The sequence below is a fragment of the Enterobacter cloacae complex sp. ECL411 genome (assembly GCF_021869665.1).
Taxonomy (GTDB): domain Bacteria; phylum Pseudomonadota; class Gammaproteobacteria; order Enterobacterales; family Enterobacteriaceae; genus Enterobacter; species Enterobacter intestinihominis.
Map to the genome: position 1 here is coordinate 4,572,834 of NZ_CP091486.1, position 19,539 is coordinate 4,592,372.

The following is a 19,539-nucleotide window of genomic DNA, read 5'->3' on the forward strand; positions in this document are numbered from 1 at the left end:
TGGCCGAGCTATTTATGGCGCGGAGTATTAGTTACGCTTGACAGAGTGTAAAACAAAACATTTAAATCATAACGACAAATAATTTTGTGGAGAAAGATGTGGATACGGAATTGCTAAAAACTTTCCTCGAAGTGAGCAGAACGCGACACTTTGGGCGAGCAGCTGAAGCCCTCTACCTGACGCAGTCAGCAGTCAGTTTTCGTATTCGACAGCTGGAAAATCAACTGGGTGTGAACCTTTTTACCCGCCATCGCAACAATATTCGTTTAACCCCGGCCGGTGAAAAGCTATTGCCTTATGCAGAAACCCTGATGAATACCTGGCAGGCAGCGCGAAAGGAGGTTGCGCACACATCCCGGCATAATGAATTCTCGATCGGTGCCAGCGCTTCACTATGGGAATGCATGCTCAGCCAGTGGCTTATGCGGCTATATCGCACACACAATCATCTGCAATTTGAGGCGAGGATTGCGCAACGCCAGTCGCTGGTTAAGCAACTCCACGAGCGGCAGCTTGATCTGCTGATCACCACAGAAGCCCCCAAGATGGATGAATTTAGCAGCCAGATTGTTGGACAGTTTAGCCTGGCGCTCTATGCATCCGAGCCTGCAATGATGAAGGCCGACCTGAATTATTTACGCCTGGAATGGGGGCCTGATTTTCAGCAGCACGAGACGGGGTTAATTGCCAGCGATGATATCCCGCAACTCACGACAAGCTCTGCGGAGATCGCATGCCAGCATCTTCCCACACTGAAAGGCTGTACATGGTTACCTGTTCGCTGGGCGGATAATAAACCTGCACTCCATGTTGTCACCGATTCAACAACGCTCTCCAGGCCGCTGTATGCCATTTGGCTGCAAAACAGCGATAAGCAGTCGCAGATAAAAGATCTGTTAAAAACCAGCATACTGGATTAACGCAAAAGCCTGCGGAAACGCAGGCTGCTTATTCTTCAGGAAGGTGTTGAGCCGTTTTACAGGCAAAAAAAAATCCTTTGCCGAAGCAAAGGATTCTATATGGCAGGGGCGGAGAGACTCGAACTCGCGACACCCGGTTTTGGAGACCGGTGCTCTACCAACTGAGCTACGCCCCTAAATTTTTTTGCCATTAAGCCTGCCCTTTGGGCAGGCTTAATGTCTTAATAAGTGGCGGAACGGACGGGACTCGAACCCGCGACCCCCTGCGTGACAGGCAGGTATTCTAACCGACTGAACTACCGCTCCACCGAATACTTCTGTAACCACCGGATTAATTCACCGGCTTACTACTTAATTTGATGCCTGGCAGTTCCCTACTCTCACATGGGGAGACCCCACACTACCATCGGCGCTACGGCGTTTCACTTCTGAGTTCGGCATGGGGTCAGGTGGGACCACCGCGCTAAAGCCGCCAGGCAAATTCTGTTAATCTGTATCAGGCTGAAAATCGTGTCTGTCTCTCTTCGCCAAAACAGCTTCGGCGTTGTAAGGTTAAGCCTCACGGTTCATTAGTATCGGTTAGCTCAACGCATCGCTGCGCTTACACACCCGACCTATCAACGTCGTCGTCTTCAACGTTCCTTCAGGAGACTCAAGGTCTCAGGGAGAACTCATCTCGGGGCAAGTTTCGTGCTTAGATGCTTTCAGCACTTATCTCTTCCGCATTTAGCTACCGGGCAGTGCCATTGGCATGACAACCCGAACACCAGTGATGCGTCCACTCCGGTCCTCTCGTACTAGGAGCAGCCCCCCTCAATTCTCCAGCGCCCACGGCAGATAGGGACCGAACTGTCTCACGACGTTCTAAACCCAGCTCGCGTACCACTTTAAATGGCGAACAGCCATACCCTTGGGACCTACTTCAGCCCCAGGATGTGATGAGCCGACATCGAGGTGCCAAACACCGCCGTCGATATGAACTCTTGGGCGGTATCAGCCTGTTATCCCCGGAGTACCTTTTATCCGTTGAGCGATGGCCCTTCCATTCAGAACCACCGGATCACTATGACCTGCTTTCGCACCTGCTCGCGCCGTCACGCTCGCAGTCAAGCTGGCTTATGCCATTGCACTAACCTCCTGATGTCCGACCAGGATTAGCCAACCTTCGTGCTCCTCCGTTACTCTTTGGGAGGAGACCGCCCCAGTCAAACTACCCACCAGACACTGTCCGCAACCCGGATTACGGGTCTACGTTAGAACACCAGCCATTAAAGGGTGGTATTTCAAGGTTGGCTCCACGCAGACTGGCGTCCACGCTTCAAAGCCTCCCACCTATCCTACACATCAAGGACCAGTGTTCAGTGTCAAGCTATAGTAAAGGTTCACGGGGTCTTTCCGTCTTGCCGCGGGTACACTGCATCTTCACAGCGAGTTCAATTTCACTGAGTCTCGGGTGGAGACAGCCTGGCCATCATTACGCCATTCGTGCAGGTCGGAACTTACCCGACAAGGAATTTCGCTACCTTAGGACCGTTATAGTTACGGCCGCCGTTTACCGGGGCTTCGATCAAGAGCTTCGCGTTGCCGCTAACCCCATCAATTAACCTTCCGGCACCGGGCAGGCGTCACACCGTATACGTCCACTTTCGTGTTTGCACAGTGCTGTGTTTTTAATAAACAGTTGCAGCCAGCTGGTATCTTCGACTGATTTCAGCTCCGCCCGCAGGGGCTTCACCTACATATCAGCGTGCCTTCTCCCGAAGTTACGGCACCATTTTGCCTAGTTCCTTCACCCGAGTTCTCTCAAGCGCCTTGGTATTCTCTACCTGACCACCTGTGTCGGTTTGGGGTACGATTTCGTGTTACCTGATGCTTAGAGGCTTTTCCTGGAAGCAGGGCATTTATCACTTCAGCACCGTAGTGCCTCGTCATCACACCTCAGCGTTAATAAGGTACCGGATTTACCTGGAACCTCCGCCTACATGCTTAAACCGGGACAACCGTCGCCCGGCTGACATAGCCTTCTCCGTCCCCCCTTCGCAGTAACACCAAGTACAGGAATATTAACCTGTTTCCCATCGACTACGCCTTTCGGCCTCGCCTTAGGGGTCGACTCACCCTGCCCCGATTAACGTTGGACAGGAACCCTTGGTCTTCCGGCGAGCGGGCTTTTCACCCGCTTTATCGTTACTTATGTCAGCATTCGCACTTCTGATACCTCCAGCACCCCTCACAGGACACCTTCAACGGCTTACAGAACGCTCCCCTACCCAACAACGCCTAAGCGTCGCTGCCGCAGCTTCGGTGCATGGTTTAGCCCCGTTACATCTTCCGCGCAGGCCGACTCGACCAGTGAGCTATTACGCTTTCTTTAAATGATGGCTGCTTCTAAGCCAACATCCTGGCTGTCTGTGCCTTCCCACATCGTTTCCCACTTAACCATGACTTTGGGACCTTAGCTGGCGGTCTGGGTTGTTTCCCTCTTCACGACGGACGTTAGCACCCGCCGTGTGTCTCCCGTGATAACATTCTTCGGTATTCGTAGTTTGCATCGGGTTGGTAAGCCGGGATGGCCCCCTAGCCGAAACAGTGCTCTACCCCCGAAGATGAGTTCACGAGGCGCTACCTAAATAGCTTTCGGGGAGAACCAGCTATCTCCCGGTTTGATTGGCCTTTCACCCCCAGCCACAGGTCATCCGCTAATTTTTCAACATTAGTCGGTTCGGTCCTCCAGTTAGTGTTACCCAACCTTCAACCTGCCCATGGCTAGATCACCGGGTTTCGGGTCTATACCCTGCAACTTAACGCCCAGTTAAGACTCGGTTTCCCTTCGGCTCCCCTATACGGTTAACCTTGCTACAGAATATAAGTCGCTGACCCATTATACAAAAGGTACGCAGTCACCCCATAAAGAGGCTCCCACTGCTTGTACGTACACGGTTTCAGGTTCTTTTTCACTCCCCTCGCCGGGGTTCTTTTCGCCTTTCCCTCACGGTACTGGTTCACTATCGGTCAGTCAGGAGTATTTAGCCTTGGAGGATGGTCCCCCCATATTCAGACAGGATACCACGTGTCCCGCCCTACTCTTCGAGTTCACAGCAAGTGTGCTTTCGTGTACGGGACTATCACCCTGTACCGTCGGACTTTCCAGACCGTTCCACTAACACACAAGCTGATTCAGACTCCGGGCTGCTCCCCGTTCGCTCGCCGCTACTGGGGGAATCTCGGTTGATTTCTTTTCCTCGGGGTACTTAGATGTTTCAGTTCCCCCGGTTCGCCTCGTTAACCTATGTATTCAGTTAACGATAGTGCAACGAATTGCACTGGGTTTCCCCATTCGGACATCGCCGGGTCAAAGGTTCATATCACCTCGCCGGCGCTTTTCGCAGATTAGCACGTCCTTCATCGCCTCTGACTGCCAGGGCATCCACCGTGTACGCTTAGTCGCTTAACCTCACAACCCGAAGATGTTTCTTTCGATTCACCATCGACTTGCGAAAATTTGAGAGACTCGAACACACATGAGCTGTGTGTCGTTTCAATTTTCAGCTTGATCCAGATTTTTAAAGAGCAAAACTTCGCAGTGCACCTTTTCAGGTTCACTCTGAAGTTTTCTTGTGTTCGCAGTAAAGGATGGTGGAGCTATGCGGGATCGAACCGCAGACCTCCTGCGTGCAAGGCAGGCGCTCTCCCAGCTGAGCTATAGCCCCATCGTTTGTAATCTCTGTACCGCTCATCCTTTAAAAGGAGTTTGGTAGGCCTGAGTGGACTTGAACCACCGACCTCACCCTTATCAGGGGTGCGCTCTAACCACCTGAGCTACAAGCCTGCAGAGATTTTTTACTGCTGTTTTTCATCAGACAATCTGTGTGAGCACTGCAAAGGCAGGTTCTTTAAGGTAAGGAGGTGATCCAACCGCAGGTTCCCCTACGGTTACCTTGTTACGACTTCACCCCAGTCATGAATCACAAAGTGGTAAGCGCCCTCCCGAAGGTTAAGCTACCTACTTCTTTTGCAACCCACTCCCATGGTGTGACGGGCGGTGTGTACAAGGCCCGGGAACGTATTCACCGTGGCATTCTGATCCACGATTACTAGCGATTCCGACTTCATGGAGTCGAGTTGCAGACTCCAATCCGGACTACGACGCACTTTATGAGGTCCGCTTGCTCTCGCGAGGTCGCTTCTCTTTGTATGCGCCATTGTAGCACGTGTGTAGCCCTACTCGTAAGGGCCATGATGACTTGACGTCATCCCCACCTTCCTCCAGTTTATCACTGGCAGTCTCCTTTGAGTTCCCGGCCGGACCGCTGGCAACAAAGGATAAGGGTTGCGCTCGTTGCGGGACTTAACCCAACATTTCACAACACGAGCTGACGACAGCCATGCAGCACCTGTCTCAGAGTTCCCGAAGGCACCAAAGCATCTCTGCTAAGTTCTCTGGATGTCAAGAGTAGGTAAGGTTCTTCGCGTTGCATCGAATTAAACCACATGCTCCACCGCTTGTGCGGGCCCCCGTCAATTCATTTGAGTTTTAACCTTGCGGCCGTACTCCCCAGGCGGTCGACTTAACGCGTTAGCTCCGGAAGCCACGCCTCAAGGGCACAACCTCCAAGTCGACATCGTTTACGGCGTGGACTACCAGGGTATCTAATCCTGTTTGCTCCCCACGCTTTCGCACCTGAGCGTCAGTCTTTGTCCAGGGGGCCGCCTTCGCCACCGGTATTCCTCCAGATCTCTACGCATTTCACCGCTACACCTGGAATTCTACCCCCCTCTACAAGACTCTAGCCTGCCAGTTTCGAATGCAGTTCCCAGGTTGAGCCCGGGGATTTCACATCCGACTTGACAGACCGCCTGCGTGCGCTTTACGCCCAGTAATTCCGATTAACGCTTGCACCCTCCGTATTACCGCGGCTGCTGGCACGGAGTTAGCCGGTGCTTCTTCTGCGGGTAACGTCAATCGACAGGGTTATTAACCCTGTCGCCTTCCTCCCCGCTGAAAGTACTTTACAACCCGAAGGCCTTCTTCATACACGCGGCATGGCTGCATCAGGCTTGCGCCCATTGTGCAATATTCCCCACTGCTGCCTCCCGTAGGAGTCTGGACCGTGTCTCAGTTCCAGTGTGGCTGGTCATCCTCTCAGACCAGCTAGGGATCGTCGCCTAGGTGAGCCGTTACCCCACCTACTAGCTAATCCCATCTGGGCACATCCGATGGCAAGAGGCCCGAAGGTCCCCCTCTTTGGTCTTGCGACGTTATGCGGTATTAGCTACCGTTTCCAGTAGTTATCCCCCTCCATCAGGCAGTTTCCCAGACATTACTCACCCGTCCGCCACTCGTCAGCGAAGCAGCAAGCTGCTTCCTGTTACCGTTCGACTTGCATGTGTTAGGCCTGCCGCCAGCGTTCAATCTGAGCCATGATCAAACTCTTCAATTTAAAAGTTTGATGCTCAATGAATTAAACTTCGTAATGAATTACGTGTTCACTCGTTGAGACTTGGTATTCATTTAGTGTCCGAGGACATTAAGAATCCATGTCACTTTGAGTGCCCACACAGATTGTCTGATAAATTGTTAAAGAGCAGTTGCAACGCGGCTTTCAGCTCATCGTTGCGAGGTCCCGTATATTACGTTTTCCTCATTCAGAGTCAAGCAATTATTTTCACTTTTCTCTGTTGGCGTTCATCTCTGAACCCCGCTGTCCCGGCGGCTTGTAAGCCGTTGTTCCGTGTCAGTGGAGGCGCATTATAGGGAGTTCTCAGACGTTGACAACCCCTCTTTGAAAAAAAACGTTCAACCGTCTCTTTTTTGCTCAAAACCGTGCTACAGCGCCAGTTTTTCGAGCGTTTCGAAGCCATAACGACGTAAAACGGGCAAAAGCTGTTCGGTTTCTTTTGTTATCGCCATACAGAAAGCGATGTTCGCATCCGCTGATTTCGCATCCGGCGCCTCGTGCTCCAGTAGCCAGGCCGTCCGACGCGCAATCGCAGCACCGGAATCCACCAGCCGGGTCCCTTCAGGCAAAACCTTTAACAGCTCTTCCTGTAATAGCGGGAAATGGGTGCAGCCGAGAACAACCGTATCCGGTGGTTCCTGCATCCGCAGCCATGGACGCAGAATGCGACGCAGCTCTTCAAGCGATACCGTCTCGCCGTGCAGTTTCGCTTCCGCCATTTCCACCAGCTCCGCGGAGCCGAGCATGGCGATCTGGCATTCATTGGCAAAGCGCTCAATAAGCTCACGCGTATAAGGACGTTTTACCGTACCGCGTGTCGCCAGCAACCCCACGATACCGTTCGCCGTCAGACGCGCCGCAGGTTTGATTGCCGGGACAACGCCCACAACCGGGAACGGGAATTTTTCGCGCAGGGCAGGAAGAGAGACCGTGCTTGCCGTATTACAGGCAATAACCGCCAGCGCCAGGGGATAGCGCTTTTGTACCGCAGTGACGATTTCAATCACACGCTCAACGATAAAGTCTTCACTCTTTTCCCCATACGGGAACGCGACGTTATCGAAGGCGTAGATGTAATGGAGATCCGGCAGGAGCTGCCGAATCTCATCATAGACCGAAAGCCCACCGACGCCGGAATCAAACACCAGCACGGTGGGACGCGGATCAGAAGGTGTAGCTGCCAGACAAGGTGTATTCCCGTCCTGCAGTTTGGTAGCCATAAACTGTCTCGTAATCTTTATCGAACAGGTTGGCTATTTTACCACGAACTGTGAGATGTGAGGTGACAGGATATGAAACCGCGACGTCCCACAGGCTGACGCCGCCCATTTTAACTTTCTCTGACGGATAGGTTCCAAAGTCGGTGTCGTAGCGCGTGCCGAGATAGTGATACGTCAGGCTCCAGTCAACATCATAGATCTGCGTATCAAGCTGATATTTCACCTGCTGTTTAGCACGACGGTCCAGAAGTTGATTGGTTGCCGCATTGCGGGCATCCACATAGTCGTAGCCCACAGTATGCGTCAACGGACCCGTATCAAACGACGCTGTCGCTTCTACACCTTTAATGCGTGCTTTGCCGACGTTGTAATATTGCTGCAGGTTATTGTTGAAGTCGATGAGATTATCAACGTCATTACGATAGCCGGATACGCGCCAGCTTACGCCTGCCGTCAGGCCTTCAAACGCCCCTTCCCACTGCTTGCTCTCTTCAGGATCAAGATGGGTATTGCCGTAGAAGCCATAGAGCTGACCCAGATTCGGCGCTTTATAGGCCGTGCCATAAGAGGCTATGAAGCGGTAACCGTCAACGAACTCCCAGGCTGCGCTACTTTGCCAGGTACCATGGCGACCAAACTGAGAGTTGTCATCGCTGCGGGCCGCCGCCTCCAGAGTGAAATCTCCAAACTGCTGCAACCCAGTCAGGTAGACGCCAGTGTTACGCAGGTCATAGGCGTTGGTTACGTAGTTGGTACCCGGCTCGGTGCTCTGTTTCTGCCAGTCAACGCCCGCGCCGATGTTGCCATGTCCCACGTCAACTGAGTTGGTCCACTGAACATTGTACTGTTTGATTTCATCCAGGGTTGCTGTGGAGTCATAGCGTCCAAGGTGCGGATCGTAATTGTAGTCTTTGCTGTGACTGTAGCTGGAGAGCAACTGTGAATGGAAAACATCCCGGTTAAACCGCAATCCGGCATCCCAGGTCTGGCTATAGAGTTGGCGGGTATCAACCAGCACATCAGGGGTAAATGAACTGTAATAGCCGTCATAGGCGGTACGGTTGCTGTAACCATAGCCGCGAACGAAACCACTCCATTGCTCAGAGAAAGCATGCTCCAGTGCGCCGTAGAGCGTTTTATTCATAAAGCCGTCGCGATCGGTCTGGGCAAGGCCGCCGTTATTACCGTCAGCAACGACGTCAAAGCCTTTTGTGTAGGTGTAATCCCCCGCCAGCGTAACGCGCGTACTTTCACCCAATGTTTGCTGGGTGCTGCCACCATAATTCTGGAAGCCGTGTGTCCCAACGCCAGCATTCAGCGTTGTGCCATCCTTCGCACGCGTAGTGATAATGTTGACTACACCACCGATCGCATCCGAGCCGTACACCGCCGAACGCGGTCCACGAAGATATTCGATGCGCTGCACCAGGGAGATCGGAAACTGGCTGAGATCGGACGACCCCGTGACGCCCGCCTGGTTAAGGCGGATCCCGTCGACGAGAATCAGGACATGGCTGGAGTTCGTACCGCGTATAAAGAGAGAAGAGAGCTGCCCCATCCCGCCATTTTGTGCCGTATCTACGCCAGGCAGGCGACGCATGACATCCAGAACCGTGGTGGATTGCCAGCGGTCGATATCGGCCCGCGTCACGACAGAAGTCGCAGCCAGAACAGATTTTTCAGGTTGTTCGAAACGGTTTGCTGTCACCACCAACGAGTCGGCGCTTTCCTGCGCCCAGCCCGAAAATGCCGTGACGGAAAACGCCGTCAACAGCGATACTTTTTTAATCATTGTTAAAGCATCCACAATATAAGAAGGATGCCGCAGGCCTCATCGATAGCACGCGATGATGAAACCAAATGCGACGTGATCCCGGCAGGTCTTCGGGCTGGGTGGCGTTATACGGATGAAGACTTCCCGTTTTCACAGTGTCTACAACTCTCATCCCGCCAGTCTTTACCGCTGCGCGTCAGCTCCAGATTTGCACTGGATTCCCTTTTCACTCTCAGGAGACCGGAAACAGAATGCTACAATTAGACACGTATAGATGTCCAGATAGCTATTAGCCATTAAATCTGGACATCCACTGCACAATCCCTACAATCCCCGCGTAATTCTTTATCACTCAGGACGCATCATGACCCCCGAACACCTCCCGACAGAACAGTACGACGCACAGCTGGCAGAAAAAGTTGTCCGCCTGCAAAGTATGATGACGCCTTTCAACGCGCCCGTTCCCGAGGTGTTTCGTTCTCCGGTCAGCCACTACCGTATGCGCGCTGAGTTTCGCATCTGGCACGATGGCGATGACCTGTACCACATCATTTTCGATCAGCAGACGAAATCCCGGATTCGCGTAGACAGTTTCCCGGCGGCGAGTGAGCTTATCAACCAGCTAATGACGCTGATGATCGACGGTGTGCGCACTAATCCGGTGCTGCGCAACAAGCTGTTCCAGATTGACTACCTGACCACCCAAAGCAATCAGGCCATTGTCTCTCTGCTCTATCACAAAGCGCTGACCGACGAGTGGCGCGAGCAGGCAGAAGCCCTGCGCGATGCGCTGCGCGCGCAGAACATCAACGTGCACCTGATTGGCCGCGCGACCAAAACCAAAATCATGCTGGACCAGGATTACATCGACGAGCGTTTGCCGGTGGCAGGAAAAGAGATGGTTTACCGTCAGGTGGAGAACAGCTTCACCCAGCCGAATGCGGCAATGAACGTGCAGATGCTGGAGTGGGCGCTGAATGCGACGGAAGGGTCGACGGGCGATCTGCTGGAGCTCTACTGCGGTAACGGCAACTTCTCGCTGGCGCTGGCGCGTAACTTCGAACGCGTGCTGGCGACGGAAATCGCCAAACCGTCGGTGGCCGCCGCGCAGTACAACATCGCCGCTAACCATATTGATAATGTGCAGATCATTCGTATGGCGGCAGAAGAGTTTACCCAGGCGATGAACGGCGTACGTGAGTTTAACCGCCTGCAAGGGATTGATTTGAAGAGCTACCAGTGTGAGACAATTTTTGTCGATCCGCCGCGCAGTGGCCTGGACAGCGAAACCGAGAAGATGGTGCAGGCGTACCCGCGTATTTTGTACATCTCCTGTAACCCGGAGACGCTGTGCAAGAATCTGGAAACATTAAGCCAGACGCACAAGGTTGAACGTCTGGCGCTGTTCGATCAGTTCCCATATACGCACCATATGGAGTGCGGCGTACTGCTCACGGCGAAGTAATGTGGGCCTTGTAGGGCAGGTAAGCGAAGCGCCACCTGCCAAAAAAGCCGGATGGCGCTTCGCTTATCCGGCCTACAATGACAAAACCCTTTACTCTGGTAACTGGCTCTTGCGGCTACGCATGCGCGAGCCAATCCAGAACACCAGCGCCACAGACAGCACCGCAGGCAGGAAGTTAGAACCGATATCCGGATACTCTGCACGCACCACGGTGCTGTACAACAGTACACCCAGAATAAAACAGGCTGCGGCCAGCCCCGGTAACCCAACCGGCATGGTGCGGTTCAGATAACGTTGATGCAGGCAATACACCGTCAGCACCAGCGCGATAATCGGGAAAATCGAGAACGGTACAATTGAGCTGAAAACCGCCGCAAACGTACCGTTAATGGATAAGCCAGCGATCAATGCCAGCAACAGCGTTCCTTTATCCTGACCTGACTGTTTCATTACTCACCTTCACTCATCGTTTTGATGTGCCAACTTCTCTTGTTCACGGCGATACCAGTAGTACGCACCTTTAGAAATCATCCGCAGCTGCAATACCAGTCGCTCTTCGAGTTGCTTACGTTGTTCAATGCTGACATCCAGCGCTTCGGCACCCGCACTGAAAACAATGGTCACCATCGCCTCGGCCTGTGCTTCAGTAAACGCACGCGGCATATGGTTTTCGAGTTCAAGATAGTCTGCAAGTTCCGCGATGAAATGCTGAATTTCACGCGCGACGGCGGCACGAAACGCCGCCGACGTGCCAGAGCGCTCGCGCAGCAAAAGGCGAAACGCGTTAGGGTTATTGCCGATAAATTCCATAAATGTCGACACGGAGGTGCGGATCACGCTGCCGCCTTTGGCAATACGCTGACGCGCCTGACGCATAAGCTGGCGCAGCATCAAACCGCTCTCGTCGACCATGGTCAGACCCAGTTCATCCACATCACGGAAATGACGATAGAAGGACGTTGGCGCAATCCCGGCCTCGCGCGCCACTTCGCGCAGGCTTAAACTGGCAAAACTCCGCTCAGCACTCAGTTGACTGAATGCGGCTTCCACCAGCGAACGCCGGGTTTTCTCTTTTTGTTGTGCTCTTACGCCCATCACGATAGTTGAATCCTTCCAAAGGCCCGTTGGCACTATACCAGAGAATAAAATTAATCTGTTTACCTGGCTTTGTGAATGATTGTTTACGCGCGGTTTGTGCTCCACTGCCCGAAAAAAGCACAACGATAATTGGGTTACCCAGGCAATGATGTTATGATTCTGTTGCTTTTATGTATAAGAACAGGTAAGCCTTGCCATGCCACATTCCTACGATTACGACGCAATAGTTATTGGTTCCGGCCCCGGCGGCGAAGGTGCTGCTATGGGTCTGGTAAAACAGGGAGCCAGAGTAGCGGTTATTGAGCGCTACCATAATGTCGGCGGCGGTTGCACCCACTGGGGCACCATCCCTTCGAAAGCCCTCCGCCACGCCGTTAGCCGCATTATCGAATTTAACCAGAACCCTCTTTACAGCGACCACTCCCGACTTCTTCGTTCTTCCTTTGCCGATATCCTGAATCACGCAGACACGGTCATTAACCAGCAGACGCGCATGCGTCAGGGTTTCTATGAGCGCAACCACTGTGAAATTCTGCAGGGTAACGCGCATTTTGTGGATGAACACACCCTGGCGCTGGAGTGCCACGACGGTTCGGTTGAGACGCTCACCGCTGAAAAATTTGTGATTGCCTGCGGATCGCGCCCATATCATCCGGCAGACGTGGACTTCTCTCATCCACGTATTTACGACAGCGACTCCATCCTCAGCCTGCACCACGAGCCACGCCATGTGATCATCTATGGCGCGGGCGTGATTGGCTGTGAATATGCGTCGATTTTCCGGGGAATGGAGGTCAAAGTTGATTTGATCAACACCCGCGACCGGCTGCTGGCGTTCCTCGATCAGGAGATGTCAGATTCCCTCTCCTACCACTTCTGGAACAGTGGCGTGGTGATTCGCCACAACGAAGAGTACGAGAAAATCGAAGGCTGCGACGACGGTGTGATCATGCACCTGAAATCTGGTAAGAAGCTGAAGGCGGACTGCCTGCTGTACGCCAACGGCCGTACCGGCAACACGGATTCATTGCAGCTGGAGAATATCGGGCTTGAAACCGACAGCCGCGGTCAGCTCAAGGTCAACAGCATGTACCAGACTGCGCTGCCGCACGTTTACGCGGTGGGCGACGTTATTGGTTACCCAAGTCTGGCCTCCGCTGCTTACGATCAGGGCCGCATCGCCGCACAGGCGCTGGTGAAAGGTGAAGCGACGGCGCATCTGATCGAGGACATCCCGACGGGCATCTACACCATCCCGGAAATCAGTTCTGTCGGCAAAACCGAGCAGCAGTTGACGGCCATGAAGGTGCCTTACGAGGTGGGTCGTGCCCAGTTTAAACACCTGGCGCGCGCACAAATTGTGGGGATGAGCGTGGGTACGCTGAAGATCCTGTTCCATCGCGAGACGAAAGAGATCCTCGGTATTCACTGCTTTGGTGAACGTGCCGCGGAAATCATTCATATCGGCCAGGCGATCATGGAGCAAAAAGGTGGTGGCAACACCATCGAGTACTTCGTTAACACCACCTTTAACTACCCGACCATGGCGGAAGCCTATCGGGTAGCTGCGCTGAACGGCTTAAACCGCCTGTTTTAACGCGTTGTCGAAATGGCCATCCATTGCACCACGGATGGCCTCTGCCAGCTGCTCATAGCGGCTGCGCAGCGGTGAACCCGGACGATAAACCAGGCCGATCGTGCGACGCGGCTCTGGCTTAATACACGGCAGATAGACCACGCCATCACGCTTACGCTCGCGCGGCACGGCCAGCGCAGGCAGCAGCGTAATGCCACTTCCCGCCGCGACCATGTTACGCAGCGTTTCCAGGCTGGTTGCGCGGAAATGGGTATCTTCATCTGCACCCGCTTCGAAGCAGAAGCCCATCGCCTGATCGCGCAGACAGTGGCCGTCTTCCAGCATCAGCAGCTTTTCTCCGGCCAGATCGGCCATCGGCACGCGATCGCGGTTCGCCCACGGGTGATCTTCATAGATCGCCAGCATCATCGGCTCATCGAACAGCGGTACTTCAATAAACGCTTCACTCTCTTTGACCAGCGCCAGGATCGCGCAGTCGAGCTTGCCGCTGTCTAACTGCGCCAGCAGCTGATGGGTTTGCGCTTCATGTAGGTACATTTCGAGTTTCGGGAACGTCTGGTGCAGCAGCGGAATGATTTGCGGCAACAGATACGGGCCAACGGTTGGGATCAGGCCAATATGCAGCGGGCCGGACATCGCCTCCCCCTGCTGGCTTGCCATTTCCTTGAGCACTTTGACCTCGCGCAGTACGGTGCGCGCCTGATCCACCAGCAGCAAACCTGCCTGCGTGAACAGTACCTTACGACTGGTGCGCTCCAGCAGCATCACGCCCAGCTCATCTTCCAGCTTGCGGATCTGACCGCTCAGCGTTGGCTGGCTGACATGGCAGGAGTCTGCCGCGCGGCGAAAATGGCGATGCTCAGCTAACGCTACCAGGTATTCAAGATCACGAATATTCATTATTCATCCTCCGTCGCCACGATAGTTCATGGCGATAGATAGCATAGCAACGAACGATTATCCCTATCAAGCATTCTGTTGAATAATACATCACATAGACGAGGCGGCACGTGTTTGACCCAAAACGACCCCGCACCGTCAGCGAGTTTCTCTCAAAACTCGAAAAACTAAAGCCAACGTGAACTTTTGCGGACCCCGTGGTCCGCTTTTTTTTGCGTATAAAAAAGCCCGGCACTAAGCCAGGCTCCGTTTTTCTCCCTCTCCCTGTGGAAGAGGGCCGGGGTGAGGGCACCAGCCCGCACAAATCAAACCAACCGGTTTTTCGCGTCCGTAATCGCCTGCGCCACCTGCTTCGGCGAGACTCCACCTTTCGCCGCACGCTTATCCAGGCAGGATTGCAGGGCCAGAATCGGGTAGACATCCTCCCCAATAACCGCACTGAATTTTTGCAGGTCGGCAAGCGCCAGCTCTTCAAGGGCTTTACCCTGACGAATCGCTTCCACTACCGCTTCACCCACAATATGGTGCGCCTCGCGGAACGGTACACCTTTCGCCACCAGGTAGTCCGCCAGCTCAGTTGAGTTAGCATAGCCCTGCTGCGCCGCTTCCTGGCAGCGCGGACGTTTCACCTGAATGCCGTCCAGCACCAGCGCGCCCATATGCAGACAGTCCAGCCAGGTGTCGAGCGCGTCGAACAGCCCCTCTTTGTCTTCCTGCATGTCTTTGTTGTATGCCAGCGGCAGCCCTTTCAGGGTCATCATCATGCCGGTCAGCGCGCCCTGCACGCGGCCACATTTGCCGCGGATCAGCTCCAGCGCATCCGGGTTTTTCTTTTGCGGCATCAGGGAGGAGCCGGACGTCACGCGGTCGGACAGCTCCACAAACCCGGCTTCGCCAGAGTTAAAGAAGATCAGGTCTTCGGCAAAGCGCGACAGGTGCACCATCCCGATAGAGGCATTCGACAGCAGCTCCAGCACGTGGTCACGGTCAGAGACGCTGTCCAGGCTGTTGCGGGTGGCGGAAGCAAAGCCCAGCCAGCCTGCCAGCTGCTCACGGTCGATTTCATAAGCCGTACCGGCCAGCGCGCCGCTGCCCAGCGGGCTGACGTCCAGACGCGTTAAGGTATCCTGTAAACGGCTCTCATCACGCGCCAGCATCTCAACGTAGGCCAGACACCAGTGCGCAAAGGTCACCGGCTGTGCGCGTTGCAGGTGGGTATAACCCGGCATCACCGCATCCTGATTGTTCTGCGCAGTGTCCACCAGCGCGCTCTGCAGCTGACGATTCGCCGCCAGCAGTTCGCCGACGGTCTCTTTACACCACAGCTTCAGGTCGGTCGCCACCTGGTCATTACGGCTACGCCCGGTATGGAGCTTTTTACCCAGCTGGCCGACTTTGTCGATCAGTTTGCCTTCCACCCAACTGTGAATATCTTCGGCATCGCTCTGGAGGATTTGCTGCGGATCCAGACGCACCTCTTCCAGCAGATTATTCAGCGCCTCTTCCAGCTGCTGCTGTTCCTCTGCGGTCAGCACGCCCACGGTCACCAGCGCTTTGGACCAGGCCACAGAGCCGACAATATCCTGTTCGGCCAGGCGGTAGTCGAAGCGCAAAGAGTCGTTGAACTGTTTGAACCGCTGATCCGCTGCCTGTGTAAAACGCCCACCCCAAAGTGCCATAACGAATTTCCTTAATGATGATATTTTTGCCCGGTGGCGCTGCGCTTACCGGGCCTACAAAATTCACGTAGGCCGGATAAGTGAAGCGCCATCCGGCACAGAATCTTAAGCCAGAATACGCGTACCAATCGGCGTACCGTTAAACAGCGCCGGGAGTTGCTCCGCGTGACGCCAGGAGGCGATATCCACCGGACGACCCAGCGTGCGCGCGGCATCCAGCGCCGCGTTCACCTTAACGATCATGCCGTCGGTGATAATGCCCTGATCGATCAGCTGTTCGGCTTTTGCGGCGGTCATTTCCGCAATGCGCTGGCCTTTGCCGTCCAGAATGCCGCTCACGTCGGAGAGCAGGATCAGGTCTGCGCCCAGCGTGGCCGCCAGCGCCGTCGCCGCCTGGTCCGCATTGACGTTCATCAGCTCGCCCTCTTCGGTCACGCCGATTGAGCTCACCACCGGCAGAAAACCACCTTCCAGCAGGGTGTTAATCAGCTTAGGCGAACCTGGCTGCGCCAGTCCAACATGGCCAAGCGCTTCGTCGAGCTGGGTCACTTTCACGCTATCGCCATCGCCAAGACAGAGGCCAACGGACGCGATGTGGTGCTTCTTCGCCCACGCCAGCAGCGTTTTGTTCGCCGTCCCCGCCAGCGCACCAGTAATAATGTCAATCTGGTCGGCAGGCGTGACGCGCAGGCCATTTTTCTTAATCACCGGCAGGTTGAGCCCTTTCATCAGCTCGTCCACCACACAGCCGCCGCCGTGGACAATCACCAGCGGACGTTGATGTGATTCACGATAGTTCACCAGCGCGGTAAACAGGCGCTCCAGCGCTTCTTCGCTGTCCAGCAGTACACCACCGAGTTTGATAATTAATGGATTCATCATCACACCTTAAATAAGAGCCTGCGTTTCAGGGAAGCCGAAACGAATATTTGCACACTGCATTGCCTGTGCGGCAGCGCCTTTGAGTAAGTTATCTTCCGCGGCGACCACAATCAGGTGCTCGCCCTGCACGGCAAAGCCGATGTCGCAGAACGGCAGGCCGACCACGTTTTTCAGCGCTGGTACGCCTTTGTCATACAGACGCACCAGTGGTTTATTCGCATACGCCTGCGTGAAGACTTCGCTCACCTGGTCTTTGGTCACACCCGGCTTCAGGCGGCAGGTAATGGTTTCGAGGATCCCGCGCGGGAAGCTACCGAGGTGCGGGGTGAAGATCACCTCCGCGCCCAGATGGGTGGTGATTTCAGGGTGATGACGGTGATTAAACACGCCATACGGCTGAAGGCTCACTTCGCAGAAGCTGTTGGAGATCGCGGCCTTGCGCCCGGCGCCGCTCACGCCGCTGGTGGCGTTGATCACCGGCCACTGGTCAAGATCCAGCAGACCCGCGTCGATCAGCGGCTTAAGGGAGAGCTGCGCCGCCGTCGGGTAACAGCCAGGCACGGCAATCAGATTCGCTTCTTTCAGTTTATCTGCGCTCCACTCCGCCAGGCCGTACACCGCTTTTTCGAGCAGATCCGGGTGCTGATGGGTGAAACCGTAATATTTTTCGTAGAACGCGCTGTCGTTAACGCGAAACGCGCCGGAGAGATCGAAGACCACGCAACCGGCTGCCAGAAACTGCGGCGCCAGGTCGTGACTGACCTCGTGTGCGGTGGCTAAAAACACCACGTCAACGCCGTCGGTAAACTCGCTGATGTCAGACATGGCCTGCAAAGGCAAATCAACCACGCCCTTAAGTTGTGGATGCAAATCGGAAATTAACTTTCCGGCATCATTGCTTTGCGCTGACACGGTCAAAGCGGTTATGGTCATATGTGGGTGGCGATTCACGTAGCTTACAAGCTCTGCGCCCGCATAACCGCTAGCGCCTACAATCAGCGTATTCAACATCGGGTTCCTTTATGCTCAACGTTAATGTATTTTTATTCACATTTATTGCATGAATATTGATACTATCACGACCTAAGGTGTGTCAACAATGAAAATGAACTTACCGCCATTTATCGAGATTTACCGCGCCCTGATTGCCACACCGTCCATCAGCGCAACGGAAGAAGCGCTGGATCAAAGCAATGAGTCTTTAATCAATCTGCTGGCGGGTTGGTTTAGCGATCTTGGGTTTAACGTTGAGGTTCAGCCCGTCCCCGGAACACGTCACAAATTTAACCTGCTCGCCAGCACCGGACATGGCGCAGGCGGCCTGCTGCTGGCTGGTCACACTGACACCGTGCCGTTTGACGATGGCCGCTGGACCCGCGATCCGTTCACCCTGACAGAGCACGACAACAAGCTCTACGGTCTCGGCACGGCGGACATGAAAGGCTTCTTTGCTTTTATCCTCGACGCGCTGCGTGACGTGGACGTGACAACGCTGAAAAAGCCGCTCTACATTCTGGCGACCGCCGATGAAGAGACCAGCATGGCGGGCGCACGGTATTTCTCTGAAAACACATCGATTCGCCCGGACTGCGCGATCATCGGTGAACCTACCTCTCTGCAACCGATTCGGGCGCACAAAGGCCATATTTCTACCGCAGTGCGCGTGCTGGGCCAGTCTGGTCACTCCAGCGATCCGGCGCGCGGCGTGAACGCCATTGAGCTGATGCATGACGCGATTGGCCGCATCATGACCCTGCGCGACGATCTGAAAGAGCGCTATCACTACGAGGCGTTCACCGTGCCGTATCCGACGCTGAACCTCGGCAGCCTGCACGGCGGTGATGCGTCCAACCGTATCTGCGCCTGCTGCGAACTGCATATGGATATCCGTCCTCTGCCGGGCATGACGCTGAGCGATCTGGATGGCTTACTGAACGAAGCGCTGGCACCGGTCAGCGAGCGCTGGCCGGGACGTCTGACGGTCTCCGAACTGCATCCGCCGATTCCAGGCTACGAATGCCCGCCTGACCACCAGCTGGTTCAGGTGGTGGAAAAACTGCTCGGGGAGAAAACCGACGTGGTGAACTACTGTACCGAAGCGCCGTTTATTCAGACCCTGTGCCCGACGCTGGTTCTGGGCCCTGGCTCCATCAACCAGGCCCACCAGCCGGACGAATATCTCGAAACCCGCTTCATCAAGCCCACCCGCGAACTCATTACCCAGGTTGTGCATCACTTCTGCTGGCATTAAAACGGCCCCTCACCCTGCCCTCTCCCCAAAGGGGAGAGGGTGTTCAAGTTCCCTCTCCCCTTTGGGGAGAGGGTTAGGGTGAGGGGAGTAAATCCCGCGATCTCCGTCACATTCCCATAAGCATCTCTTATCTGACGCAATACGAATTAAATTTCGTAAATTGCCCGCATTTATTCATCTGCTGAACCGTTTTCGCAGCAATTGACGACGGGGGTTTTACGTGGCTTTATAAAGGGAGATGACAAAATAATGTCCAGAAAATTTTCGCCTGGGCATAAACAAAAATGATGGGGT

The 19,539-nt window shown here is 54.5% G+C and carries 12 protein-coding genes, 4 tRNA genes, 3 rRNA genes and 1 riboswitch; of the genes, 4 read left to right on the forward strand and 15 right to left on the reverse strand.

Annotated elements, in window-relative coordinates:
- Positions 1 to 98 precede the first annotated feature (98 nt).
- A complete protein-coding gene (gene hdfR / locus L3069_RS21910) occupies positions 99 to 920 on the forward strand; it encodes an HTH-type transcriptional regulator HdfR (RefSeq protein WP_022649779.1) in 822 nt (273 codons plus the stop codon).
- Between the two features lie 100 nt (positions 921 to 1,020).
- Here the strand turns inward: hdfR and L3069_RS21915 are convergent.
- The 9 genes from L3069_RS21915 to btuB form a co-directional block, all read right to left on the reverse strand.
- A tRNA-Trp gene (locus tag L3069_RS21915) sits at positions 1,021 to 1,096 on the reverse strand.
- A 53-nt stretch (positions 1,097 to 1,149) separates the two neighbouring features.
- Positions 1,150 to 1,226 (reverse strand) — tRNA-Asp (locus L3069_RS21920).
- A 55-nt stretch (positions 1,227 to 1,281) separates the two neighbouring features.
- Positions 1,282 to 1,397, reverse strand: a 5S ribosomal RNA gene (gene rrf / locus L3069_RS21925).
- A 71-nt stretch (positions 1,398 to 1,468) separates the two neighbouring features.
- Positions 1,469 to 4,374 (reverse strand): 23S ribosomal RNA (locus L3069_RS21930).
- A gap of 180 nt (positions 4,375 to 4,554) precedes the next feature.
- A tRNA-Ala gene (locus L3069_RS21935) sits at positions 4,555 to 4,630 on the reverse strand.
- Between the two features lie 42 nt (positions 4,631 to 4,672).
- A tRNA-Ile gene (locus tag L3069_RS21940) sits at positions 4,673 to 4,749 on the reverse strand.
- Between the two features lie 70 nt (positions 4,750 to 4,819).
- Positions 4,820 to 6,361, reverse strand: a 16S ribosomal RNA gene (locus L3069_RS21945).
- The 16S, 23S and 5S rRNA genes sit together here with 4 tRNA genes alongside, the layout of an rRNA operon.
- A gap of 386 nt (positions 6,362 to 6,747) precedes the next feature.
- Positions 6,748 to 7,599: a glutamate racemase gene (gene murI / locus L3069_RS21950; RefSeq protein WP_023298885.1), complete on the reverse strand. Its 852-nt coding sequence runs from the start codon at positions 7,597 to 7,599 to the stop codon at positions 6,748 to 6,750.
- Positions 7,544 to 9,391 carry a TonB-dependent vitamin B12 receptor BtuB gene (gene btuB / locus L3069_RS21955; protein WP_023330102.1) on the reverse strand — a complete coding sequence of 616 codons (1,848 nt, stop codon included), beginning with the start codon at positions 9,389 to 9,391 and terminating at the stop codon, positions 7,544 to 7,546. The genes murI and btuB overlap by 56 nt, the downstream gene beginning before the upstream one ends.
- A gap of 65 nt (positions 9,392 to 9,456) precedes the next feature.
- Positions 9,457 to 9,633: riboswitch (cobalamin riboswitch) on the reverse strand.
- A gap of 104 nt (positions 9,634 to 9,737) precedes the next feature.
- On the opposite strand from btuB, the gene trmA reads away from it, so the two are divergent.
- Entirely contained in the window at positions 9,738 to 10,838 is a 1,101-nt protein-coding gene (gene trmA, locus L3069_RS21960) for a tRNA (uridine(54)-C5)-methyltransferase TrmA (RefSeq protein WP_023298887.1), read from the forward strand.
- A 90-nt stretch (positions 10,839 to 10,928) separates the two neighbouring features.
- Here the strand turns inward: trmA and L3069_RS21965 are convergent, their stop codons facing one another.
- Both L3069_RS21965 and fabR read right to left on the reverse strand, forming a co-directional pair.
- Positions 10,929 to 11,288, reverse strand: coding sequence for a YijD family membrane protein (locus L3069_RS21965; protein WP_017383113.1), 360 nt, complete (start codon positions 11,286 to 11,288; stop codon positions 10,929 to 10,931).
- A 9-nt stretch (positions 11,289 to 11,297) separates the two neighbouring features.
- On the reverse strand, positions 11,298 to 11,936 hold the full coding sequence (gene fabR / locus L3069_RS21970) for an HTH-type transcriptional repressor FabR (RefSeq protein WP_003862059.1): 639 nt from the start codon (positions 11,934 to 11,936) through the stop codon (positions 11,298 to 11,300).
- A 196-nt stretch (positions 11,937 to 12,132) separates the two neighbouring features.
- Here fabR and sthA point away from each other — a divergent pair, with 196 nt between their 5' ends.
- Positions 12,133 to 13,533, forward strand: a complete 1,401-nt coding sequence (sthA, locus tag L3069_RS21975) for a Si-specific NAD(P)(+) transhydrogenase (protein ID WP_003862057.1) — start codon at positions 12,133 to 12,135, stop codon at positions 13,531 to 13,533.
- Here the strand turns inward: sthA and oxyR are convergent.
- The 4 genes from oxyR to argC form a co-directional block, all read right to left on the reverse strand.
- On the reverse strand, positions 13,516 to 14,433 hold the full coding sequence (oxyR, locus tag L3069_RS21980) for a DNA-binding transcriptional regulator OxyR (RefSeq protein ID WP_022649783.1): 918 nt from the start codon (positions 14,431 to 14,433) through the stop codon (positions 13,516 to 13,518). The genes sthA and oxyR overlap by 18 nt on opposite strands.
- A gap of 305 nt (positions 14,434 to 14,738) precedes the next feature.
- On the reverse strand, positions 14,739 to 16,112 hold the full coding sequence (gene argH / locus L3069_RS21985) for an argininosuccinate lyase (RefSeq protein ID WP_023298888.1): 1,374 nt from the start codon (positions 16,110 to 16,112) through the stop codon (positions 14,739 to 14,741).
- A gap of 105 nt (positions 16,113 to 16,217) precedes the next feature.
- Positions 16,218 to 16,994, reverse strand: a complete 777-nt coding sequence (gene argB, locus L3069_RS21990; protein WP_094948456.1) for an acetylglutamate kinase — start codon at positions 16,992 to 16,994, stop codon at positions 16,218 to 16,220.
- Positions 16,995 to 17,000: 6 nt separating this feature from the next.
- Positions 17,001 to 18,005, reverse strand: a complete 1,005-nt coding sequence (argC, locus tag L3069_RS21995; protein WP_063135888.1) for an N-acetyl-gamma-glutamyl-phosphate reductase — start codon at positions 18,003 to 18,005, stop codon at positions 17,001 to 17,003.
- A gap of 88 nt (positions 18,006 to 18,093) precedes the next feature.
- Here argC and argE point away from each other — a divergent pair, with 88 nt between their 5' ends.
- Positions 18,094 to 19,245 carry an acetylornithine deacetylase gene (argE, locus tag L3069_RS22000; protein WP_015569956.1) on the forward strand — a complete coding sequence of 384 codons (1,152 nt, stop codon included), beginning with the start codon at positions 18,094 to 18,096 and terminating at the stop codon, positions 19,243 to 19,245.
- Positions 19,246 to 19,539: the final 294 nt, after the last annotated feature.